This window comes from Micromonospora sp. A202 (genome assembly GCF_006715105.1).
Lineage (GTDB): Bacteria > Actinomycetota > Actinomycetes > Mycobacteriales > Micromonosporaceae > Micromonospora > Micromonospora zamorensis.
The window spans coordinates 551,711-572,555 of record NZ_VFMP01000001.1 but is presented as its reverse complement, the minus strand read 5'-3'; the positions used below and the strand labels follow the sequence as shown (position 1 = coordinate 572,555).

The following is a 20,845-nucleotide window of genomic DNA, read 5'->3' as shown; positions in this document are numbered from 1 at the left end:
CACCTACCGCTGCGGCTGTGCGGCGTCGAGGCGGGCGCGCAGCGCGTCCAGCTCGGCCCAGAGCACGCCCGGCAGCTTGTCACCGAACTTCTCGAACCACTCGGTGATCATCGGAAGCTCGTTGCGCCACTCGTCCGGGTCGACCTTCAGGGCGATCCGAACGTCCTCCGGGGTCATGTCCAGGCCCTCGACGTCCAGCGCGTCGGGTGCGGGAACCATGCCCACCGGCGTCTCGACCGCGTCGGCCGTGCCCTCGATCCGCTCGACGACCCACTTGAGCACCCGGGAGTTCTCCCCGAAGCCCGGCCAGAGGAACGAACCCTCCGGGTCCTTACGGAACCAGTTGACGTAGTAGATCTTCGGCAGCTTCGCCTCGTCGCCGTCGGTGCCCTTGCCCATCTCGATCCAGTGCCGGAAGTAGTCCCCGGCGTTGTAGCCGATGAACGGCAGCATCGCCATCGGGTCCCGCCGGACCACGCCAACGGCGCCGGACGCGGCAGCGGTGGTCTCCGAGGAGAGCGTGGCACCCATGTAGACGCCGTGCACCCAGTCGCGGGCCTCGGTCACCAGCGGGATGGTGTCCTTGCGGCGGCCACCGAAGAGGATCGCGTCGATCGGCACGCCGTTCGGGTCGAAGTACTCGTCGGCGAGGATCGGGCACTGGGTGATCGGGGTGCAGAAACGGCTGTTCGCGTGCGAGGAGAGGCCCTCGCTCTCCGGCGTCCAGTCGTTGCCCTTCCAGTCGATCAGGTGCGCCGGCGGCTCCCCCATGCCCTCCCACCAGACGTCACCGTCGTCGGTGAGGCCGACGTTGGTGAAGACGGAGTTGCCCCGGTCCAGGGTGCGCATGGCGTTGGCGTTGGTCTTCCAGTCGGTGCCGGGCGCCACACCGAACAGCCCGTACTCCGGGTTGACCGCGTAGAGGCGGCCGTCCGGGCCGAACCGCATCCAGGCGATGTCGTCGCCGATCGTCTCGACCTTCCAACCCGGGATGGTCGGCTCGACCATGGCCAGGTTGGTCTTGCCGCAGGCCGAGGGGAACGCGCCGGCGATGTGGTAGGTCTTGCCCTCCGGCGAGGTGATCTTGAGGATCAGCATGTGCTCGGCGAGCCAGCCCTCGTCCCGACCCATCACGCTCGCGATCCGCAGCGAGTAGCACTTCTTGCCGAGCAGCGAGTTGCCGCCGTAACCCGAGCCGTACGACCAGATCTCCCGGGTCTCCGGGAAGTGCGAGATGTACTTCGTCTCGTTGCACGGCCAGGCGACGTCCTGCTGGCCGGGCGCGAGCGGGGCGCCGATCGAGTGCAGCGCGTGCACGAAGTCCGCGTCGTCACCCATCGCCTCGAGAACCCGGGCGCCCATCCGCGTCATGATCCGCATCGAGGCGACCACGTACGGGCTGTCGGTGATCTCGACACCGAACATCGGGGACTCGGCCTCGACCGGGCCCATGACGAACGGGATGACGTACATCGTCCGACCGCGCATCGAGCCGCGGTAGAGATCGGTCATCGTCCGCTTCATCTCCGGCGGCGACATCCAGTTGTTCGTGGGGCCGGCGTCCGCCTCGTCGACGGAGCAGATGTAGGTGCGCTCCTCGACCCGGGCGACGTCCGTCGGATCGGTACGCGCGTAGAACGAGTTGGGCTTCTTCTCCGGGTTCAGCCGGATGAGCGTTCCGGCCTCGACCAGCTCGTCGGTGAGGCGGCGCCACTCGTCGTCGGACCCGTCCACCCAGACCACACGATCGGGGGTGGTCAGTTCCGCGACCTCACGGACCCAGGCGAGCAGTTTCGGATGGGACGTCGGGGCCTGATCAATACCCCGCACAACAGCCGGAGCAACCATGACACATCTCCTTGTGGTCGACGCTGACCGATCTATGGGATGCACGAGACTCAGCGGCGCGATGCGTCGCCTTCGTGGAAACCTGGGATTGGCCTCAGCGTAAACCGGGCAGCCTTCCGAGTCAGTGGGACTGGTTGTGAAGAACTGCACAAGGTACGGCGACGCTGCGGCATCACGAGCTGATACCCGCTTTCCCGCGCAGTTTCACGCAAATCTTGTTGTGCACCCCGGCCGACGCTTGTTGCGGTCGGACCTTGACCTGCCCCGCCGACCGGTGCGTGGATTCCCGTTCCGGGGCGCGTCAGTCCTCCCAATTGGTTACGCTGCGTTCAACGGTTTCGCACAGGGTGATGGGCTTCTTCGAGCGACCACGCCTGCTCGCCGTTGCTACCCCTCTGACTGGTCGACAGCCGGTAGGCTCCCTCCGTGGCCGCCACGATGACCGGGGAGCAACCGGGACCCCGGCAGACCCGACGGGGTCTGGTCGGCAAACTGCTGGACCGCTTCGGCCACCTCGTCCGCGAGATGAGCAAGTTCGCCACAGTGGGCGGGATCGCCTTCATCATCGACTTCGCGCTCTTCAACTACCTGACGAGCAGTCGCGGCGTCGAGGAGTTGACGGCGAAGACCATCTCCACCGTGATCGCGGCCTCCGTCGCCTTCATCGGCAACCGGTTCTGGACGTGGCGACACCGTCAACGCAACAACCCGGCCCGTGAGTACGCGCTGTTCTTCCTGTTCAACGCGGTCGGCCTCGGCATCGCGGTGGCCTGCCTCGCGCTCAGCCGGTACGGGCTCGGCAGCATCTGGCCGTCCGTGTTCCAGACGCGTCTGGCCGACAACGTGGCCAGCTACATCGTCGGCACGGGACTCGGCACGCTGTTCCGATTCTGGTCGTACCGGCGGTTCGTCTTCGTCGAAGCGGGAACCCCGACTCTTCCGCAGGTGAAGCCCGAGCGTGACCACCGAGCGTGACCTGCCGCCCACCTCGTTCGGCCGGTGATCACCGGCCGCACCGACTGCCCTAAGGTGTTTCGCATGCGTCTTGTCCGTCTGCTGCCTGAGCGCTGGCAGAAGTTCATCCACGAGGCGCTCAAGTTCGGCATCGTCGGCGGCATCAACACTGTCATCAATTACGCGGTGTTCAATGCCCTTGCACTGACTGTTTTCGCCAATGGCCAGTTGAAGGCGACCGTGATCGCGACCATCGTCGCCACGATCACGTCGTACCTGATGAATCGGCACTGGACGTACCGGGATCGCCCGAAATCGGCACTTCGCCGGGAATACCTCCTTTTCTTCCTATTCAACGGTGCCGGCCTGCTCATTGAGCTTGGTGCCGTGGCCGCGGCCAAGTACGGCCTCGGCGTACACGGCCTCCTGGCACTGAACGTGGCCAAGACCGTCGGTGTCCTGCTGGCCACGCTGTTCCGGTTCTGGTCCTACCGAACCTTCGTCTTCCAACCCGTCGCACCGGTCGAGGAGGAGACGAAGCCCGACTCCACCTGGCACGACATCCCGCGCGACGAGTGGGACACCATGGCGGAGATGGACCCGGTCGCTGAGCTCGCCGAGTCCGTGTCCGAGCTGGAGGAAGCGGAGTCCGTGCAACGCCGTGACCTACCGCCCGGCGCACCCACCCAGGGTCGGGCCACGCGGCTGGGCGTCAGCCCCGCCGCCGACCTGGACGCGGAACTCGCCGCGGAACTGCACGTCGGCACCCGCCGCTCGCCCCGCCGGTGACGACACCCGCCGCGCGCTCCGGCACCGGGCAACCCGCCGAGCTGTTCTTCGAGGATCTCGTCCCGGGGCTCACCGTCGATCTCGGCGTGGTCACCGTGGACGGCGACGAGATGGTCGCCTTCGCCCGCCGCTTCGACCCGCAGTGGTACCACGTCGATACCGACCTGGCCGGGGAGAGCCGGCACGGCGGGTTGATCGCGAGTGGCTTCTACACGGTCAGCCTGTTCATGCGCGCGTACGTCGACCACCTACTGTCCCGGGCGGCCGCGGACGCCTCCCCCGGTCTGGAGGAGCTGCGCTGGCTCGCTCCGGTGCGCGCCGGGGACCGGCTCGCCGTCCGGGTCGACGTGATGGGCGCCCGGCCGTCCACCGCCCGCCCAGGGCTGGGCACCGTCAGCCTCACCGGCACCATGCTCCGCCTCGGCCCGGACGACCGGCCCGAGCAGGAGGTGCTGCGGACCCGCTTCCGTGGCTGGTTCGCCGCCCGACCGACCGAAGCTGGCCCAGTCGAACCAACCGGCCCGGCCGAACCAACCGGCCCGGCGGAACCAACCGGCCCGGCCGAACCAGCGGGCACGGCCGACCCACCCGAGGCGGATCTGCCCGAGGCTGACCGGCCCGACCACGGCCCGACCGGCGCCGACCAGCCCGCGAGCGACCCAGCCGAGACCGACCCAGCCGAGACCAGGCCGGCCGAAACCAGCCCGGACGGGCCCGAACAGCCCGAAGGCGGCCCGGCGAAGGCCGAACCACACGACTGACCCGCCCCGACTCCGGCCAGGGCGGGCCTCAGTCGGCGCGGACGATCAGGTCGTGGTGTCGCGCAGCGGCTTTCCCTCGCGCATGTCGGCGAGGATGTCGCGCATCTCCCCGTCACCCAGCGAGTGCTTGTCGTGCTGTGCCTCGACCAGCTCGTACAGGGTGGTCTGCACCCGACCGACCCCCGGCACGTCGGCGAGCACCGACTGGCCGCGCTCGCCGGCCGACTCGATGGTCAGCGTGCCGCAGCCGAGCAGCCGCTCGAAGAAGTGCTGGTTCATCGAGTGGTCGTTGATCCGGGTGAGTGGGAGGTCCCGCCGGTCCCGGGAGAAGACACCCTGCTGGAGCAGCACGCGCTCGTTGGTGAACAGGTAGTGGGTGGTCCGCCAGACCAGGAACGGCCACAGACCGAGCCAGAGCACCGCGACCAGGGCGATCACCCCGATCACGGCGATCGCGATCGACCCGCCGCTGCTCTCGGGCAGCAGGAGCACGCCGACCACCACCGCGGCGATGGCCAGCACCAGCACCACGATCGGCCGGATCAGTGCCTTCCAGTGCGGATGCAGGTGCAGCACGACGTGCTCGTCCTTGGTGAGCACGTCTTCTGGAAACGCCACGGGGAACCTCCAACGCCTTCTTCTCGACGCGCAGACGGTAAACCCCCCAGGGCCCACCACAACATCCGCCACGCGGCCCCACCCCGCTCTTCCCGACATGCACGTCGGGCCGGTGCCCTGCGGCTCTCGCCCGTCGCGCGTGGGCGGCGACCGCAAGATCGCGAGAGGGTGGATCAGCGCAGGTGGAGGACATCACCAGCGGCCAGGGTGCGGGTGGCCGTCGGGGTGGCCACCTGAAGCTGGCCATCCCGGTCCACGCCGGTGGCAGTGCCGGTCAGAACCTCCCCGTCGGGGAGCAGGACGCGCACCTCACGACCAACAGTTCCGCACGCCGCCAGGTAGGCGTCACGCAGGCCGCTGGCCACCGCGTCGCCGCCCGCCGAACGCCAACGTTCGTACCACTCGGCCACCGCGCGCAGCAGGGCCCGCAGCAGCGGGTCCCGGTCGGTTGCCACCGCGCCGGCCAGCTGTAGCGAGGTGGCCGGCAACCCGGTGGGGTTGACCGGCAGCTCGTCGGCGCGCAGCGTCACGTTCAGCCCGATGCCGAGCACGATGGCCGGCGGTTCGTCAGGCGAACGACCCGGCACGACCTCGGCCAACACGCCCGCACACTTCGCGCCGTCGATCAGCAGGTCGTTGGGCCACTTCAGGGAGGCCTCCAGCTCGGCCAACCGGGCCACCGCCTCCACCAGCGCCACCCCGGCCAGCAACGGCAGCCACCCGTACCCCGTGGGTGTCACCGGCAGCCAGCTGCGGTCCGGCACGGCCTCGCCGGGTCGTAGCAGCACGCTGGTGGCGATGCCGGCCCGCGCAGGCGACTGCCAGACCCGACCGCGCCGGCCGCGCCCGGCGGTCTGCTGCTCGGCGACCACGACCAGGCCCTCGGGCTCGCCGGCCCGGGCGGCCTCGGCCACGTCGGCGTTGGTGGAGCCGGTCTCGGCGCGCAGCTCCAGCCGGGCCCACGGCCCGTTCGGCGCGATCAACGCGCGGCTCAGCCGGGCCGCCGACAGCGGCGGGCGGTCCAGATTGGTGTACGGGGAGCCCGACATTCCGCCAGCCTACGACGGTCGCCACGGCGGCACTGAGGCGTACTGCACAGCGGCACCGACCTGAACCATCGTTATATTCCCTGGGTGACTACCGAGACCGGGACCAACATCCACAGCACTGCCGGCAAGCTGGCGGACCTGGAGCGCCGGGTCGACGAGGCGGTGCACGCCGGGTCGGCCCGCGCGGTCGAGAAGCAGCACGCGCGCGGCAAGAAAACCGCCCGCGAGCGGATCGAGATGCTCCTTGACGAGGGCTCCTTCGTCGAACTCGACGAGTTGGCCCGGCACCGGTCCACGGCCTTCGGGCTGGAGAAGAACCGCCCGTACGGCGACGGTGTGGTCACCGGCTACGGCACGGTGGACGGCCGGCAGGTGTGCGTCTTCGCCCAGGACTTCACTGTCTTCGGCGGCTCGCTCGGCGAGGTCTTCGGCCAGAAGATCGTCAAGGTGATGGACCTCGCCATGAAGATCGGCTGCCCGGTGGTCGGCATCAACGACTCCGGTGGCGCGCGCATCCAGGAGGGCGTGGTCTCGCTCGGCCTCTACGGTGAGATCTTCTTCCGCAACGTGCGGGCCTCCGGCGTCATCCCGCAGATCTCTCTGGTGATGGGGCCCTGCGCCGGCGGCGCCGTCTACTCCCCGGCGGTCACCGACTTCACCGTGATGGTCGACCAGACCTCGCACATGTTCATCACCGGCCCCGACGTGATCAAGACGGTGACCGGCGAGGACGTCGGCATGGAGGAGCTGGGCGGGGCACGCACGCACAACTCCCGCAGCGGCAACGCGCACTACCTCGCCAGCGACGAGGAGGACGCGGTCGACTACGTCAAGGCACTGCTGTCGTACCTGCCGTCGAACAACCTCGACGAGCCGGTGGTCCTCGAGGCTCCCGCCGACCTGACCGTCAGCGACGAGGACCGGGCGCTGGACACCCTGATCCCGGACTCGGCCAACCAGCCGTACGACATGCACACGGTGATCGAGCACGTCCTCGACGACGGGGAGTTCCTGGAGGTCCAGCCTCTCTACGCGCAGAACATCGTGGTCGGCTACGGCCGGGTCGAGGGACGGCCGGTGGGCGTGGTGGCCAACCAGCCGATGCACTTCGCCGGCACCCTGGACATCGCCGCCTCGGAGAAGGCCGCCCGGTTCGTCCGCACCTGCGACGCGTTCAACATCCCGGTGCTGACCTTCGTGGACGTGCCCGGCTTCCTGCCCGGCACCGGCCAGGAGTGGGACGGCATCATCCGCCGGGGCGCCAAGCTCATCTACGCGTACGCCGAGGCGACCGTCCCCAAGGTCACTGTGATCACCCGCAAGGCGTACGGCGGGGCGTACGACGTGATGGGTTCCAAGCACCTCGGCGCGGACCTGAACTTCGCGTGGCCGACCGCCCAGATCGCCGTGATGGGCGCGCAGGGCGCGGTGAACATCCTCTACCGCTCCGAACTGGCCGGCGCCGACGACCCGGCGGCGGTCCGGGCCGAGAAGATCGCCGAGTACGAGGACACCCTGGCCAACCCGTACGTGGCGGCCGAGCGCGGGTACATCGACTCGGTGATCCCCCCGCACGAGACGCGCACCCAGATCGTCCGGGCGCTGCGCGTCCTGCGCACCAAGCGGGAGACCCTGCCTCCCAAGAAGCACGGCAACATCCCGCTCTGAGCCCTTGTGGCGGCCCCTGCGGCCCCTGATCGCCCCTGATCCGCGCAACTTCGGGGAACGTGCTGCCTCCCGGCCACCGGGAGGCAGCAACATCCCTGACGTTGCGTGGATCAAGAAGGGTCAGCAGGCCGGGTTGGCCGCGGGGCACAGTCGCCGAGCGGCCGTCCGGCCCAGCGCCTCAAGATCCGCGTCGCCCAGGCCCAGGCCCGGGTCGGGCACCAGCACGGTGACCAGGTCGCCGACCCGGACTACGACGGTCATCTCCACCGGGCTGGAACGCTGGAGCGTCCTTCGCGAGGCCGGGCCACCGGGGGCGAACGGCACATGCCGCACCAGAATCGACTCGTCACCGGCGAAGTTGCTCGCCGCCGTCTCCCAGGCGTGCTTGCTCTCGATGGGCGTCGTCTCGCCCGCGGCGACGACGTTCTCGACGACGTGCCACTCGGGGCAGGCGTCGAGCAGCGCCCTCAGGTGAGTGAAGAGTCGCGCGCTCACCAACGGATCGACCCGGTAGACGTCCTGGCTGAGTTCGACCCGGGCCGGTGCCCTGCCGGCCCTCGTCGGCGACAACAGGGTCTGCGACCGCGAGTAACGGGAGTACGCGGGCACCGCCGGCACGCCACGGTCGTCGCCGCACCTCTGCAGCATTGGATCCAGTCGGACGACCTCACCGAGGCCGGCGTCGCCGAGCAGCACGGCGCCTTTCACCGGCACCTCGGTGACAGTCAGCAGGGAGTCGAGGGGGATCTCCGCCCGGGCGGGGCTCTGCGTCGCCGCAGGCACGGCGGCAGTGGGCGGAGCCGACGTGCGCTCCGTCAGGGCGTATGCCGGGCCGGTCACCGCCGCGAGCACCGCGACCGCCGCGAGCGCGGCAGTGCGACGCCTACGCCTGCGGGCCGTCGCCCGGATCTCCTCCGGCTCCGGCCACCTGACGTCACGCAGGTCCCGGTGGACGTGTTCGACGAAGGTCGGTTCGTCACGCATCGGTGGCCTCCTCCAGGTCAGAGACGGCGAGCAGACCGGCGAGCGCGGCGCGCCCCCGGGAGAGTCGAGCCTTGACCGTGCCCACCGGGGCCGCGGTCTCCCGTGCCACCTCGGCGACCGGCATGCCCATCAGGTAGTAGAGGGCGATGGCGACGCGTTGCTCCTCGGGTAGCAGACGCAGCGCGGCGACCACCTCGACGGTGTCGGTGCCCGGGCCGGGAACGGTCTCGACGGCCCCGTGTCGCAGGTACGCGCGAGCACGACTGCGCAGGCTGCGCCACCGGCTGACCGCGATGCGGCTGGCCACCACCCGGACCCACGCCTCCGGGTCGTCGTACGCGCTGACCGTCGACCAGCGCTGCCACGCCCTGATGTACGCCTCCTGCACGGCGTCCTGCGCCTCGCCCCGGTCGCCGGTGAGGGCGTAGACGAACCCGAGCAGCCGTTGACGGCTCCCCCGGTAGAACTCGTCGAACCCGTCGACGTCCGGCACCCGCTACCTCCCCGTGTCGCTCGCAGGGAACACGCGCCGGGCAGGGTCGTCGGTTGCCCCGATCAGGCGATCATCTTCTCCAGCTCGACGAGCGGGAACGCGCCAGCCGCGATCCGCTCCCGGACCGCCCGGCGTACGGCCCGCTGGACGGCGACGTTGACCGGCGTCGCCACGCCGTGCAGCCGGCCCAGCAGCGCGATCTCGCCGTTGAGGTGGTCAACCTCGGTCGAGCCGGTGCCCCGGGCCAGGCTCTGCCAGGTGGAGCCACCCGAGCGGGCCTCGCCGTCGACCGGGCGCTGCCCCACCAGGTCACCGCGTTCGGCCTTCTCCTCCTCCGGCGAGGTGTGCGCGATCCCGGCGGCGGCGAGCGCGGCGGCACCTTCGGCGCGTACCCGCTCAACTAGCGCGTCCGGGATGCCCTGCCCGAGCAGCGCCTGGAGGCCGTTGCCGAGGTTGCTGAGCAGCTTGCCGTACTTCCAGCGCAGCACGTCCGCGCGCACCGGGGCGACGAAACCGGCGGCGTCCAGATCCGCGGCGATGGCTCGGTCGGTGTCGTCGGCGCCGCCCGGGTAGCGACCGATGTGGAGCATCCCGGGGTGCGGGTAGCCGTTGGCGACAACCACGCCCGGGTCCAGATGGGTGGCCGGCAGCCAGACACAGACCGGGTGCACGTCGGCGAAGAGGCGTAGCGCCGCTCGCTCGTTCGCCACCCCGTTCTGGGCGGTCACCAGCGGCAACCGCTCGCCCGCCGTACCGCCGCCGACCACCGGGGCGTCCACCCAGGCGGCCAGCGCACCGGCGGTGTCCTGCGACTTGACGGTGAGCACCAGCACCGTGTCCGAAGGCAGTGGCCGCTCGTCGGGCCCGTCCACGGCGGTGAGCCGGGCGGTGACCTCACCGTCGGGCTGCCGCAGGGTCAGACCCCGCGCACGAATCGCGTCCAGGTGAGCGCCCCTGGCCACCAGTGTCACGTCCCGGCCGGCCTCGGCGAGCCGTACGCCGATGGTCCCGCCTACCGCACCCGCGCCAATGATCACGTACCGCATGACGCCCATTCTGCCCGCCGCCACCCCTCCCGCCGTCGATCATGGAGTTGTGGTGCCTGGCTGCGGAGGTATTGCGGCTTTCGCGGCCCACCACAACTCCTTGATCGACCCGGACGGAGGCGGGGGTCAGAGCGTCAGGCCTGCATCGGTGAGGATCGGGCCGGTCAGGAGCAGGGCGCCTGTGATCAGGGCGGCCAGGTTGACCAGGGCGAAGACGGTCACCCAGAAGAACGCCGGGAACGGGGTCAGCCCCGCGAGCTGGTCGGCGTCGGAGGCGGGCATCCGGCCGCGCGACCGCAGCCGTTGCAGCTCCACCACCGGTCGCACCCCGCCGAGCAGCAGAAACCACACCCCGGCGTACGCGAACGCGGCCTGCACCTGCGGGGTGGCGTACCAGGAGACGGCGAACACCAGCGCGCCGGTGACCAGCAGCGACACCACGCCGAAGGCGTTGCGGATCATGACGAGCATGGCGAGCAGCAGCGCCACAGCGACCCAGAGCAGCAGGGTGATCCGGTTGCCGCCGAGCAGCCACGCACCGGCCAACCCGACCAGGGGCGGGGCGACGTATCCGGCGAGCAAGGTGAGGATCATGCCGGGACCGGTGGGGCGCCCGGCGGAGAGCGTGAGCCCCGAGGTGTCCGAGTGCAGCCGGATGCCGCGCAGCTTGCGGCCGGTGAGCAGGGCGACGAGCGCGTGCCCGCCCTCGTGGGCGATGGTGATGGCGTTACGGGCGATCCGCCAGGGCAGTCGGGTGGACACCACCACCAGCGCGACGGCCGCGGTGATCAGCACCAGCAGCGGGGGCGGGTCCGGCTGCGCGCCGAACAGCGTGTCCCACAGGTCGCCCAGCCCGTCGATCGACATCATGGGGCGCGAGCCTACCGGCGGCGTTCCGTGTCGCTCCCGAGGCACCGGCTCGTAGTGCCTGAGACGGATCGGGTGGCCATGAAGGCAGAGGTGATTACAGATGGGGTCGTTGTCCTTGGAACACCACATCGGACTCTGGACCGAGGCCGACTACTTCGCCCTGGGTGAAACCCCGGACCGGATCGAGCTGCTCGACGGGAGCCTGCTTCTGAGCCCGGTCCCGAGTAAGCGCCACCAGTTGGTATCGCGCCGGCTGGCCGACCATGTCGAGCGCGCGGCCGACGGCCTCGCCGTCTTCGGAGCGGTCAACGTGCGGCTCGGGGTGGATCGGATCGTCATCCCCGATGTGGTTGTCGCGGACACCGACGACGAGGGCATGGCGGTGGAGGCTGCCGAGGTGGTGCTCGTCTGCGAGATCGTCTCGCCCGGCAACGCCGCCGCCGACCGGCTGGTCAAGATGCAGCTCTACGCCATTGCGCGAATCCCCTGGTATCTGCTGGTTGAGCAGGACGGGGACGGTCACTCGTTGCGGCTGTTCCGGCTGGACGGTGAGCACTACGTCGAGGACCAGGTGGCAAAGCCGGGCGAGACTCTGACCGTCGTCGAACCGTTCCGTTGGCAGCTCGACCCGGCCACTCTGCGCTGAACCACCCTCTCCACGACCACGGGGCCTTCACGACCCGCCGATGAAGCTTTTCTCTGCTCGCCTTGCGATCTAGGGCACTTACCTCCAAAGATGGTTGTCGATAGAGCGACATCCTTGGAGGCACTCATGGCCCGTACCCGATCACCGCTGCGCCGCGCACTCGCGGCCGGCCTCACCGTCCTCGCCACCGCGGCGGCGGCCCTGGTCGCGACCGCCGGACCGGCGGCCGCCGCCACCACCCCGGGCGTCGACGTATCCAACTACCAGGGCGCAATCAACTGGACCAGCGTCCGCAACGCGGGCATCCAGTTCGCCTTCATCAAGGCGACAGAGGGCACCAGCTACAAGGACCCGCGCTTCAACGCGAACTACGTCAACTCGTACAACGCCGGGGTGATCCGCGGGGCGTACCACTTCGCCCGGCCTAACATCTCCGCCGGCTCCACCCAGGCCAACTACCTGGCCTCCAACGGTGGCGCCTGGTCGGCGGACAGCCGCACCCTGCCGGCGGCCCTGGACATCGAGGGCAACCCGTACGCCGGCGGCTACTGCTACGGGCTCAGCACGACCGGAATGCGCAACTGGGTGCAGGACTTCCTGAACACCTACCGCTCCCGCACCGGCCGGTATGCGGTCATCTACACCACCGCCAGCTGGTGGAACCAGTGCACCGGCAGCTGGACCGGCCCGTGGGCGAACCACCCGCTCTGGCTGGCCCGCTGGTCGAGCACGCCGGGTGCCCTACCCGCAGGCGCGTCGGTGTGGAGCTTCTGGCAGTACACCAGCACCGGGGCCGTCTCGGGAATCAGCGGCAACGTGGACCGCAACTACTGGAACGGCGACCGGAGTCGACTGATCGCGTTGGCCAACAACACCTGATCGGGCGGTTGGCGGCAGCGGGATCGACTGTCACCTCACGGTCGACAATTGGTCCGGCTGCCGCCACGCCACCGCGTACGGGTCAGGCCCGCCGTCGGCTCATCGCCGGCACCATCACCGGAGCGTCCTCGCGGACGACCGCGTCCCGCCGGCTGAGCCGCCGGACGCCCACCGCCCCAACGGCGATGGCGACGACGCCGAACAGCGCGACGAGTACCGGAAGCCCAACGCTGATCAGCAGCAGTGCCACATCGCCGAGTGCGACGAGCATCCACAGTGCCAGCCGGGGCCGGGCGTTCCTGTATCGGTAACCCATGTCGCACCTCCCTCCGTCGTTGGAGATCAGATACCCCGAACGACGCAAGAACATGCGAGAGAGGTTCGCGCAGGTGCGGAACGCCTGTCAGTTGACCCGATCGGGCTTGAAGCCCTTGACGATCTGGTCGAAGTTGGCGAGGTTGGCCTGCCAGTCCTTCTCCGCGATCTCCCACCGGATGGCGTAACCCCGGTTGGTGGCGGTTACGAAGCCCCGGTTGCGCACGTGGATGCGGGTGCCGTCCCGGCTCTCCAGCCACTCCCAGTCGGCGCAGGTCCGATACCAGTCGCAGGACTTGATGCTGCCCACCAACTGATAGTTGGTGACCCGCTTCCGACGGAACGGTTCCTTTTCCTTCCAGTCGGCGACCGCGTCCTTCAGTGGGTTGGGGGTCCACTGGACCAGCAACTTGCCAGGCCCGCCGGACTGGTTGAAGACGACCGTGTCCGAGCTGGTCTGACGGCCGCTCCAGCCGGGTGGGAGCGGAATGGAGAAGGTCGGCCCCTCGTGCAGCTTCCAACCCGCCGGCAGCGCGTTCGGGTCGATCGACGGCGTGGCCGAGGGCGTCGCACTCGGTGCGCCCGTGGTGGCCGGAGGCGCCGCCGGAGCCGAGGACTGCGCCGGCGCCGACGTCGCGGCCGCACCGGTCGTCGGGCCGGTCTGCGGGGTCTCGTTGTCGTCGCCCTTGGTGAGCATCGGCACGATCACCACGAGGCCGATCAGCAGCAGGGCCACAAGCGCCCCGATCAGCACGTTGCGTCGGGTGTTGTTCGGCTTCGTGCCGTCCGACGGCGGGACCGCCGCACGCCCGGCCGGACTCACCGGCGGCATGAGCGACGTCGGCGTCGACGGCTTGCGCTGTTCCGGAGCCACCGGCGGTCCGTCGACCACAGTCGGTTCTTCGTCGACGTTCGCCGTACCGTCGCCGACGCTCGTCGTACCGTCGCCGGTCGTGTCGGCCGTGGCCGTGACCTTCGCGGTCGGGTCGGCATCGGACGGGCTGTCGATCGTGGCGGTCGGCTCGGCCGGCACCACCGCGGTCGGGTCGGCTGGCACCGGTGCGGTCGGGTCGGAATGCTCGCCGGAGGGGACGACGGTCGTCGGCTTGGCATCGCCAGCGGGGGCCGCAGCAGCGGCAACCGAGGCTGTGGCGGAGGCCGGCGGCGGCGACACCGGCCGGTCGGCGCTCTCGGCAGGTCGCGGCGCCGGCACCACCGGCAGGCGCGGCTCGCGCGGGCCGTTCGGCCCCGGCCGGCGTACGCCATCGAGCAGTGAAATCCCGCGCGCCCGCTTGCCCCCGGCGCGGCGCAGCAACCGCTCCGCCACCTCGGCGGTGATCCGCTCGTTCGGGTCCTTGCGCAGCAGCCCGTTGAGCACGGCCTTGAGCGGGCCGGCGTTCTTCGGCGGCGGGATCGGCTCGGTGGCCAGCGCGGCCAGGGTGCCGATCGCCGACGGCCGAGCGTACGGAGACTTGCCCTCCACGGCCGCGTAGAGCGTCGCGCCCAGCGACCACAGGTCGGCCTCCGGCCCGGCGGTGCCGTCGCGGGCACGCTCCGGGGAGATGTACGCCGGTGAGCCGAGGACCATGCCGGTGCGGGTCACATTGGGGTCACCCGGGATCGTGGCGAGACCGAAATCGGTCAACACCACCCGCCCGTCGTCACCGAGCAACACGTTGCCCGGCTTGACGTCGCGGTGCATGACGCCCGCCTTGTGCGCGGCGCTCAGGGCACCCAGCACACCGAGGCCGATCTCCACCGTCTGGGCCACCGACACCGGGCCGTCTTCGGCGAGAGTGTCCTGCAACGACTTCGACGCCACGTACTCCATGACGATCCACGGATCGCCATCCGTGCGCAGCACGTCGAAGATGCGGACGACATTGGCGTGGTTGAGCCGGGCGATGGCCCGGGCCTCCCGCAACGAGCGCTCCCGCATCTCGCGGCGCTCCTCGTCGGTGAGACCGGGCGGCGGCACCAACTCCTTGATGGCGACGTCCCGGTGCAGCACCTCGTCGCGCGCCTTCCACACCCGGCCCATGCCGCCCTGGCCGAGCGGCGACAGAAGCCGGTATCGGTCAGCGACAAGTTGGGGAAGCGCGTTCGACATCGGTGAGACGGTACCCGGACCCGCCGACGCTCACACCGCCGGCACGCCACTGTCCGCTTCCCGCAACTTCGCCCCGCGTACCCTGGCGTCATGTCTGCCGAAGAGCCGCTGATCCGGGTCGTCCGCGGCGTACCCACCGCCGAGGAACTGGCCGCCCTCGTGGGGGCGATCGTCGTCCACTCCCGCCCGGCCACGGCCCCCGCACCGGCGACCACGTCCGCCTGGGCGCGCAGCGGCCGACCGGCCAGCTCCCGCGGGTGGCGCGCCGCCGGCCTGCCCCGCTGAACCGACCCGCCCGGGCGGGGGCTGCCAGGGGCACGCCCAGCCGTTACCCTCACTCAGGGAAGCGGTGCCGTCACAGGTAGGGAGGATCCATGATCCCCGAAGAGGGCCGGCCAGCGCCCTGGCTGCGCGGTTACGGCGGCATCGAGGCCGACATCAGCCAACTCCGCGACTTCGCCGACCGGCTCGCCGCCGAGGTGGAGAGCAACTACGCGCCGCACCTGTCGTACATCGCCGAGGACATGTCCGCCAAGCTGCCCAACCCGTGCGACGCGTTCGTCGAACTGGTCACGTTCCTGCACGCGCACCACGAGACGCAGCAGGCCACCGCCGACATGGTGTACGCCGTCCGCGGCGCCACCGGCCACCTGGCCGCCGCCGCCGATCGGGTCGCCACCCACTACGCCGACAGCGACGCCTTCACCGCCGCCCGCGTCGTCGACGTCCAACGGGCCCTCGCCGACCCGAGCACCGTCCTGCCCGGCCGCCCGACACCCATGCTGACCGACCCGACCGGCCCCGACGCCCAAGGGCCGGTGGTGCTGCCGTGATCGAACGGGGCACCGGCCGCACCTCCGGCCTCACCGACTGGCAGCTCATGGACGTCAACAGCATGTGGGCCTGCCTGCACGACCACGACACCGCCAACCACTGGAAACAGGTCGCCGGCTGGCGCAAGGTCTGCGACCTGGCGCAGATCCACCTCAGCCGCCTCCAGGAATACCGGCGCGGGCTCGCCGAGGCCTGGCCACCCGAGACCAGCGCCGCCTCCAGCACGTACCTCGCCGAACTCGACCAGCTGATCGACAAGGTGCGGCGCACCCACGACGCCGCCGCCGCGAACTACACCGCCCTGTCCGCCGCCACCCAGGCCATCGGCACCACCCGCGCCGCGCTCAGCAAGGTCTACGAGGAGTACGCGGCCAAGCTCCAGCAGAAGCAGGCGTACGACTCGATGGCCGCCGACCCGAAAGCCGTGATGGGCAACCGGGTCACCGAGGCGCCCGTTACGGATGGCGAGCTGGAACGGCTAAACTCGCAGGCACGGGCCATGATGTTCAGCCTCAGCGGAGAACTGCAACAAGCCCAAGCGACGCTCCAAAAACCACCGCCAGCACCGCGAAGCAATCCCGCCATCGATCAAGGCGACTCGGACGCCTACAGTGGTTCTTTCACTGCTCCTGTGATTCCTCCCGTAGTCCCAGTACCACTTCCACCAGATTCGATAATTCGGTCCAGTGCCGTCGCAAGTCAGCCGGGAGCATCAACAAGCACCGGTATTGGGCCAGTTCTTGGCGGCGCAAGTGGTGTGATCGCCTCTGGCCCCATAACCTCGGTCCCGCCAACGAGCGCCACCTCACTAACACCTTCGAGTTCCACATCTGGCTTCGCCGGGGCGCCACCCTTACGACCCGCTACCTCTGCGCGTGGCGATCGCTTGGAGGCACCGCGCCCGCAGCCCCATCCGACCACCCCCCCGGGCGGCAGCTCAAGTATTAAAGGAAATTCGTCTACCCCACCCCGTCCGATGCCACCCGGGGGCGTGATCGGCGGCGCGCCCGGGATGGGACTCGGCCAACCCGGGGCTAGCGCCAGCCAACCTCGCCGCATTAACCCGGTTGGCGGTCTAATCGGCGGCGGCGGTGCCGGAACGGGGCCCACTGGTGGCGCAGGCTCTCGCCCCGGGGGCGGCCGAGCCTCAAACGGCCTCCACGGCATAACCCCTTTTGGCATTGGCTCCGGCTCCAACGGCGGCACCGGCACAAGTCCTGGCGGCATTGCATCTTTAGGACCTAATGTCCGGACAAAACCGAATGAGGAACAGCGCCGCTGGGACCCCGACCACCCTTGGGAGACAGACGAAGGCGTCGCCCCAATTGTTCGACCGACAAACGACGACGGCCCCATCGATCCCGGCCCGGCCATCGGCTTGGACCGTTGAACCTAGCAACCTGCGGAATGCTGCTGGCGAGCCTCAGCCTGACGTCCGCACTATCACCCACATCAACGCAAGCGCTAGGCAACCCGACTCCGGCGGGAGTTGAAAGAATACGCAAAGACCAATGGCATCTGAACTACCTTAACGTTGCCCAGGCGCAAAGAATCAATAAAGGCGAGGGTGTGATTGTGGCTGTGCCAGACACCGGCGTGGCTCCTCACCCCGATCTTCGCGAGAATCTTCTCACCGGCAGCGATATTGCCGCAGCCAGCAGCGGCGACGGCCAACAGGACGAGAATAGCCATGGCACCGGAATGGCCGGCATAATCGCTGCTCATGGACAATCGGGGGAGATGGGCGCATTAGGTATCGCCCCAAGGGCCAGCATCCTGCCCATTCGAACAAACCAGACAGATCAGGATGGCGACAGCGACCGACTGGCACTCGGAATCGAATACGCCGTTACCCGCGGTGCTGCAGTTATCAGCATCTCATCGGTCGCAGGACCAAGTACTCGGCTACAGCGCGCCATAGAGGTGGCAATACAGGCGAACGTCGTCGTGGTTGCAGGGGCGGGCAACAAACCTCGCGACGACTTCGTCAGATTTCCTGCGGCGTATCCCGGCGTCATCGCAGTGGGTGGAGTCGACCGGGATGGGAACCGCGCTGCTGTCTCCGTTACCGGACCGGAGATTGACGTGGTCGCACCTGCGGTCGACATCTACAGCACGAGCATCGACGGCAAGTACCGCAAAGGGACTGGGACCTCTGACGCGACGGCGATCGTGGCAGGGGCGGCGGCCTTGATCAGGTCGAAGTACCCCTATCTGCCCGCACGTGAGGTAGCGCACCGGCTCACTGCGACCGCCGTCGACAAGGGTCCGCCCGGGCGTGACGACGAGTACGGCTATGGCGTGATCGACCTGGTGGCGGCACTGACGGCAGACGTACCGCCGCTTGGGTTTGAGTCGGTGAGCGCGCCAGCCGGTGCTGGCCCGTCTACGACGGCAGCCGGGCGGCGGCCGGGTGATGATGGCAGCGGCGCGACGGCACGTGGCCTGGCCACTCTGGGCGTGATCGTGGCTGCCGGGGTCGCTTGGGCGGTGGTGGCGCGGCGTCGGCGCCGCAGCGATGATCCGCCGCCCAGAATTAGTCGCTGATCGGTCTGCGGCCGGCTGATCGACTCGGTTTTATTGATGTCGCGGTATCCAGACCAGCAGGACACCGCGATTTCAAGGAACCCGAGTCGATCAAGGGCGAGCCCGGTTGGTCTTGGGTCGTGGTGGAGGGCTTGCCGGTAACGTCGGGCTCGTGTCTGACTCTTTGCCGCTCCGCCTCGTGCTCGCTTCGGCGAGCCCTGCCCGTCGTAAGTCCCTCCAGGCCGCCGGCATCGAGCCGGACGTGCTGGTCAGCGGGGTGGACGAATCCCTGGTGGTGACCGACCGGGCCGAGGAGTTGTGCCTGGAGTTGGCGCGGCTCAAGGCACAGGCGGTGCTGACCCGGCTGAGCGTGGCCAGCGATCAACGCACGTTGGTGATCGGCTGCGACTCGGTGCTGGCGTTCGACGGGGAGATCCTCGGCAAGCCGGCGGACCCGGCCGATGCGACGCGGCGTTGGCAGCGGATGCGTGGGCGCAGCGGTGTTCTGCACAGTGGGCATTGCCTGATCGACGTGGTCGCCGGGCGACGCGCGGAGGCGGTCGCGTCGACGACCGTCCACTTCGCAGACATCAGCGACGACGAGATCACAGCGTACGTGGCCAGTGGCGAGCCGCTGGCCGTGGCCGGCGCATTCACGATCGACGGGCTCGGTGGGGCGTTCGTGGAGCGGATCGAGGGAGACCCGGGCACTGTGGTCGGGTTGTCGATGCCGCTGCTGCGCCGCCTCCTCGCCGAACTCGATCTGCGGATCACCGACCTCTGGACGAAGGTCGCGCCGGGCGGCCAATCGGTCGAGCCACTCGGTAACGTCCGGTCATGACCACCAAGTCGATCCCGCTCACCGATGAGCTGCACGCGTACCTTGTCGCACACGGCGCTCCGCCGGACGAGATCATCCAGGACCTGGCCGAGGAAACCCGGTCGGTGTTGCCGGAGCACGCCTCCATGCAGGTGGCACCGGAGCAGGCGGCCTTCCTGACGTTCCTCACCCGGCTTCTCGACGTACGGCAGGCCGTCGAGGTCGGCACGTTCACCGGGCTGTCGTCGCTGGCGATCGCCCGCGGGTTGCCCGACGGTGGGCAACTGACCTGCTTCGACGTCTCCGAGGAGTTCACCGGCATCGCCCAGCGCTACTGGGCGCGTGCCGGTGTGCAGGACCGGATCGACCTGCGGATCGGCCCGGCCGGGGAAACGTTGCGGGAGTTGCCGCACGAGCGCTACCTGGACTTTGCGTTCATCGACGCCGACAAGACGGGCTACCCGGTCTACTGGGCCGAGTTGGTGCCCCGGATGCGACCCGGTGGAGTGATCGCGGTCGACAACGTCCTGCGCGGCGGGCGGATCCTCGCGCCGCAGAACGAAGGCGACCGTGCCATCGCCGCCTTCAACGACGAGGTGCTCGCCGACGTACGGGTGGACCCAGTGATGCTGCCGATCGCGGACGGCCTCACCCTCGCCCGGGTGCGCTGAGCACAATGATCCACTCGAGTTCCTGGAAGTTGCGGCATCCCAAGCGGTAGGACACCCCGACTTCCAGGAAACCGAGTCGATCAAGGGCGAGCAGGCAAGCCAGGCCAGCGCCAGGCAGGCAGGCAGGCCAGGCAGGCAGGCCAGGCAGGCAGGCCAGGCAGGCAGGCAGGCAGGCCAGGCAGGCCAGGCAGGCCAGCTTCTAGCGGACGCTGCGGGCGAACTGGCGTGCCGCCCAGTAGACGCCCAGCACGGCGAGCACCGCGGTGATGCTCAGGCCCTGCCAGACCTTGTCGCTGCCCAGGTCACCGGCGAACAACGCGCGGGTGCCGTCGACCGCCCAGGAGAACGGGTTCCAGTCGGCGATGCCCTGCAACCAACCGGGCGCGAACGTCAGCGGCAGCAGAATGCCGGACAGCAGCAGCACCGGCTGTGCCACGGTGTTCATCAGGGGGGCCAGCGCGTCCTCGCTCTTGACCTTGAGCGCCACGCCGTAGGAGACGGCCGAGGTCATGAGGGCGATGAGGGCCAGCATCAGGTACGCCAGCAGCAGGTCACCGATGAACACCCGCAGGTCGAACAGGAGCGCCAACAGGGTGATGATGACGGCCTGCACGAGAAGTGAGACCACGTCGCGCAGCGAGCGGCCGAGCAGCAGGGCGAGTCGGCTGATCGGGGTGACCCGGGAGCGTTCGATGACCCCGGCTCGCAGCTCGGCGATGAGGCCGAAGCCCTGGAACAGGCCACCGAAGATGGCCAGCAGGACGAGCAGACCGGGTACGAAGATCTTGTAGGCGGCGGCCTGGGTGGGTGCGTTCAGGGCTGGCTTGAGCAGCGGGGCGAAGAGCAGCAGGTACATCACCGGCTGGAAGACGCCGACGAAGACCCAGACCGGGTTGCGCAGCAGCAACTGGGTCTGCCGCTGGAAGATCAGCCACGTGTCACGGGCGAATTTCATGAGGTCTCC

At 69.4% G+C, this 20,845-nt stretch carries 22 protein-coding genes; 12 read left to right on the top strand and 10 right to left on the bottom strand.

Annotation, left to right across the window (positions count from 1 at the left end):
- Positions 1–3 precede the first annotated feature (3 nt).
- The gene (locus FBZ33_RS02780; RefSeq protein WP_088946203.1) at positions 4–1,848 is read right to left on the bottom strand and encodes a phosphoenolpyruvate carboxykinase (GTP); all 1,845 of its coding nucleotides are present in this window, start codon (positions 1,846–1,848) and stop codon (positions 4–6) included.
- 438 nt (positions 1,849–2,286) lie between these two features.
- Between FBZ33_RS02780 and FBZ33_RS02770 the strand changes: the two genes are divergently transcribed.
- From FBZ33_RS02770 to FBZ33_RS02760, 3 genes are all read left to right on the top strand, one after another.
- Positions 2,287–2,823, top strand: coding sequence for a GtrA family protein (locus FBZ33_RS02770; protein WP_099857010.1), 537 nt, complete (start codon positions 2,287–2,289; stop codon positions 2,821–2,823).
- A 63-nt stretch (positions 2,824–2,886) separates the two neighbouring features.
- Positions 2,887–3,591 carry a GtrA family protein gene (locus tag FBZ33_RS02765; RefSeq protein ID WP_099857008.1) on the top strand — a complete coding sequence of 235 codons (705 nt, stop codon included), beginning with the start codon at positions 2,887–2,889 and terminating at the stop codon, positions 3,589–3,591.
- Positions 3,588–4,352: a MaoC/PaaZ C-terminal domain-containing protein gene (locus tag FBZ33_RS02760; RefSeq protein ID WP_141907891.1), complete on the top strand. Its 765-nt coding sequence runs from the start codon at positions 3,588–3,590 to the stop codon at positions 4,350–4,352. Before FBZ33_RS02765 ends, FBZ33_RS02760 begins: the two co-directional genes overlap by 4 nt.
- Before the next feature lie 45 nt (positions 4,353–4,397).
- On the opposite strand, the gene FBZ33_RS02755 is transcribed toward FBZ33_RS02760, so the two are convergent.
- Both FBZ33_RS02755 and FBZ33_RS02750 read right to left on the bottom strand, forming a co-directional pair.
- Complete coding sequence (locus FBZ33_RS02755) at positions 4,398–4,970, bottom strand: PH domain-containing protein (RefSeq protein WP_088946200.1); 573 nt, start codon at positions 4,968–4,970, stop codon at positions 4,398–4,400.
- Positions 4,971–5,143: 173 nt separating this feature from the next.
- Complete coding sequence (locus FBZ33_RS02750; RefSeq protein ID WP_141907890.1) at positions 5,144–6,019, bottom strand: biotin--[acetyl-CoA-carboxylase] ligase; 876 nt, start codon at positions 6,017–6,019, stop codon at positions 5,144–5,146.
- Positions 6,020–6,103: 84 nt separating this feature from the next.
- Between FBZ33_RS02750 and FBZ33_RS02745 the strand changes: the two genes are divergently transcribed.
- Positions 6,104–7,687 carry an acyl-CoA carboxylase subunit beta gene (locus FBZ33_RS02745; protein ID WP_099850515.1) on the top strand — a complete coding sequence of 528 codons (1,584 nt, stop codon included), beginning with the start codon at positions 6,104–6,106 and terminating at the stop codon, positions 7,685–7,687.
- Between the two features lie 120 nt (positions 7,688–7,807).
- Here FBZ33_RS02745 and FBZ33_RS02740 read toward each other — a convergent pair whose 3' ends face one another.
- The 4 genes from FBZ33_RS02740 to FBZ33_RS02725 form a co-directional block, all read right to left on the bottom strand.
- Positions 7,808–8,671 carry a hypothetical protein gene (locus FBZ33_RS02740; RefSeq protein ID WP_141907889.1) on the bottom strand — a complete coding sequence of 288 codons (864 nt, stop codon included), beginning with the start codon at positions 8,669–8,671 and terminating at the stop codon, positions 7,808–7,810.
- Positions 8,664–9,164 (bottom strand): SigE family RNA polymerase sigma factor, encoded by a 501-nt coding sequence (locus FBZ33_RS02735; protein WP_141907888.1) that lies wholly within the window; start codon positions 9,162–9,164, stop codon positions 8,664–8,666. Before FBZ33_RS02735 ends, FBZ33_RS02740 begins: the two co-directional genes overlap by 8 nt.
- Before the next feature lie 62 nt (positions 9,165–9,226).
- Positions 9,227–10,210: a ketopantoate reductase family protein gene (locus FBZ33_RS02730; protein ID WP_141907887.1), complete on the bottom strand. Its 984-nt coding sequence runs from the start codon at positions 10,208–10,210 to the stop codon at positions 9,227–9,229.
- A gap of 126 nt (positions 10,211–10,336) precedes the next feature.
- Positions 10,337–11,080 carry a M50 family metallopeptidase gene (locus FBZ33_RS02725; protein ID WP_099850507.1) on the bottom strand — a complete coding sequence of 248 codons (744 nt, stop codon included), beginning with the start codon at positions 11,078–11,080 and terminating at the stop codon, positions 10,337–10,339.
- A gap of 100 nt (positions 11,081–11,180) precedes the next feature.
- On the opposite strand from FBZ33_RS02725, the gene FBZ33_RS02720 reads away from it, so the two are divergent.
- A complete protein-coding gene (locus tag FBZ33_RS02720) occupies positions 11,181–11,726 on the top strand; it encodes a Uma2 family endonuclease (RefSeq protein WP_141907886.1) in 546 nt (181 codons plus the stop codon).
- Positions 11,727–11,852: 126 nt separating this feature from the next.
- A complete protein-coding gene (locus FBZ33_RS02715) occupies positions 11,853–12,605 on the top strand; it encodes a GH25 family lysozyme (protein ID WP_088946193.1) in 753 nt (250 codons plus the stop codon).
- A gap of 82 nt (positions 12,606–12,687) precedes the next feature.
- On the opposite strand, the gene FBZ33_RS02710 is transcribed toward FBZ33_RS02715, so the two are convergent.
- Both FBZ33_RS02710 and FBZ33_RS02705 read right to left on the bottom strand, forming a co-directional pair.
- Positions 12,688–12,921 (bottom strand): hypothetical protein, encoded by a 234-nt coding sequence (locus tag FBZ33_RS02710; RefSeq protein ID WP_141907885.1) that lies wholly within the window; start codon positions 12,919–12,921, stop codon positions 12,688–12,690.
- Positions 12,922–13,008: 87 nt separating this feature from the next.
- Positions 13,009–15,030, bottom strand: coding sequence for a serine/threonine-protein kinase (locus FBZ33_RS02705; RefSeq protein ID WP_141907884.1), 2,022 nt, complete (start codon positions 15,028–15,030; stop codon positions 13,009–13,011).
- Between the two features lie 90 nt (positions 15,031–15,120).
- Between FBZ33_RS02705 and FBZ33_RS02700 the strand changes: the two genes are divergently transcribed.
- The 6 genes from FBZ33_RS02700 (at position 15,121) to FBZ33_RS02675 (ending at position 19,881) form a co-directional block, all read left to right on the top strand.
- Positions 15,121–15,315, top strand: a complete 195-nt coding sequence (locus FBZ33_RS02700; protein WP_141907883.1) for an acyl-CoA carboxylase subunit epsilon — start codon at positions 15,121–15,123, stop codon at positions 15,313–15,315.
- Between the two features lie 89 nt (positions 15,316–15,404).
- The gene (locus FBZ33_RS02695) at positions 15,405–15,863 is read left to right on the top strand and encodes a hypothetical protein (RefSeq protein WP_141907882.1); all 459 of its coding nucleotides are present in this window, start codon (positions 15,405–15,407) and stop codon (positions 15,861–15,863) included.
- Positions 15,860–17,254 carry a hypothetical protein gene (locus FBZ33_RS02690; RefSeq protein ID WP_255508697.1) on the top strand — a complete coding sequence of 465 codons (1,395 nt, stop codon included), beginning with the start codon at positions 15,860–15,862 and terminating at the stop codon, positions 17,252–17,254. Before FBZ33_RS02695 ends, FBZ33_RS02690 begins: the two co-directional genes overlap by 4 nt.
- Positions 17,255–17,271: 17 nt before the next feature.
- Positions 17,272–18,411, top strand: a complete 1,140-nt coding sequence (mycP, locus tag FBZ33_RS02685; RefSeq protein WP_141907881.1) for a type VII secretion-associated serine protease mycosin — start codon at positions 17,272–17,274, stop codon at positions 18,409–18,411.
- 151 nt (positions 18,412–18,562) lie between these two features.
- Positions 18,563–19,231 (top strand): nucleoside triphosphate pyrophosphatase, encoded by a 669-nt coding sequence (locus FBZ33_RS02680; RefSeq protein ID WP_141907880.1) that lies wholly within the window; start codon positions 18,563–18,565, stop codon positions 19,229–19,231.
- Entirely contained in the window at positions 19,228–19,881 is a 654-nt protein-coding gene (locus tag FBZ33_RS02675) for an O-methyltransferase (protein WP_141907879.1), read from the top strand. Before FBZ33_RS02680 ends, FBZ33_RS02675 begins: the two co-directional genes overlap by 4 nt.
- 199 nt (positions 19,882–20,080) lie before the next feature.
- Here FBZ33_RS02675 and FBZ33_RS02670 read toward each other — a convergent pair whose 3' ends face one another.
- Entirely contained in the window at positions 20,081–20,836 is a 756-nt protein-coding gene (locus tag FBZ33_RS02670; RefSeq protein ID WP_088946186.1) for an ABC transporter permease, read from the bottom strand.
- Positions 20,837–20,845 lie beyond the last annotated feature (9 nt).

What these genes read in the sequence shown, in the direction of transcription:
- FBZ33_RS02730 (WP_141907887.1), bottom strand. Translation starts at nt 10,210, where the DNA reads ATGCGGTACGTGATCATTGGCGCGGGTGCGGTAGGCGGGACCATCGGC.
- FBZ33_RS02780 (WP_088946203.1), bottom strand. Translation starts at nt 1,848, where the DNA reads ATGGTTGCTCCGGCTGTTGTGCGGGGTATTGATCAGGCCCCGACGTCC.
- FBZ33_RS02695 (WP_141907882.1), top strand. Translation starts at nt 15,405, where the DNA reads ATGATCCCCGAAGAGGGCCGGCCAGCGCCCTGGCTGCGCGGTTACGGC.
- FBZ33_RS02675 (WP_141907879.1), top strand. Translation starts at nt 19,228, where the DNA reads ATGACCACCAAGTCGATCCCGCTCACCGATGAGCTGCACGCGTACCTT.
- FBZ33_RS02720 (WP_141907886.1), top strand. Translation starts at nt 11,181, where the DNA reads ATGGGGTCGTTGTCCTTGGAACACCACATCGGACTCTGGACCGAGGCC.
- FBZ33_RS02705 (WP_141907884.1), bottom strand. Translation starts at nt 15,030, where the DNA reads ATGTCGAACGCGCTTCCCCAACTTGTCGCTGACCGATACCGGCTTCTG.
- FBZ33_RS02715 (WP_088946193.1), top strand. Translation starts at nt 11,853, where the DNA reads ATGGCCCGTACCCGATCACCGCTGCGCCGCGCACTCGCGGCCGGCCTC.
- FBZ33_RS02725 (WP_099850507.1), bottom strand. Translation starts at nt 11,080, where the DNA reads ATGATGTCGATCGACGGGCTGGGCGACCTGTGGGACACGCTGTTCGGC.
- FBZ33_RS02765 (WP_099857008.1), top strand. Translation starts at nt 2,887, where the DNA reads ATGCGTCTTGTCCGTCTGCTGCCTGAGCGCTGGCAGAAGTTCATCCAC.
- mycP (WP_141907881.1), top strand. Translation starts at nt 17,272, where the DNA reads ATGCTGCTGGCGAGCCTCAGCCTGACGTCCGCACTATCACCCACATCA.
- FBZ33_RS02670 (WP_088946186.1), bottom strand. Translation starts at nt 20,836, where the DNA reads ATGAAATTCGCCCGTGACACGTGGCTGATCTTCCAGCGGCAGACCCAG.
- FBZ33_RS02700 (WP_141907883.1), top strand. Translation starts at nt 15,121, where the DNA reads ATGTCTGCCGAAGAGCCGCTGATCCGGGTCGTCCGCGGCGTACCCACC.
- FBZ33_RS02710 (WP_141907885.1), bottom strand. Translation starts at nt 12,921, where the DNA reads ATGGGTTACCGATACAGGAACGCCCGGCCCCGGCTGGCACTGTGGATG.
- FBZ33_RS02740 (WP_141907889.1), bottom strand. Translation starts at nt 8,671, where the DNA reads ATGCGTGACGAACCGACCTTCGTCGAACACGTCCACCGGGACCTGCGT.
- FBZ33_RS02770 (WP_099857010.1), top strand. Translation starts at nt 2,287, where the DNA reads ATGACCGGGGAGCAACCGGGACCCCGGCAGACCCGACGGGGTCTGGTC.
- FBZ33_RS02750 (WP_141907890.1), bottom strand. Translation starts at nt 6,019, where the DNA reads ATGTCGGGCTCCCCGTACACCAATCTGGACCGCCCGCCGCTGTCGGCG.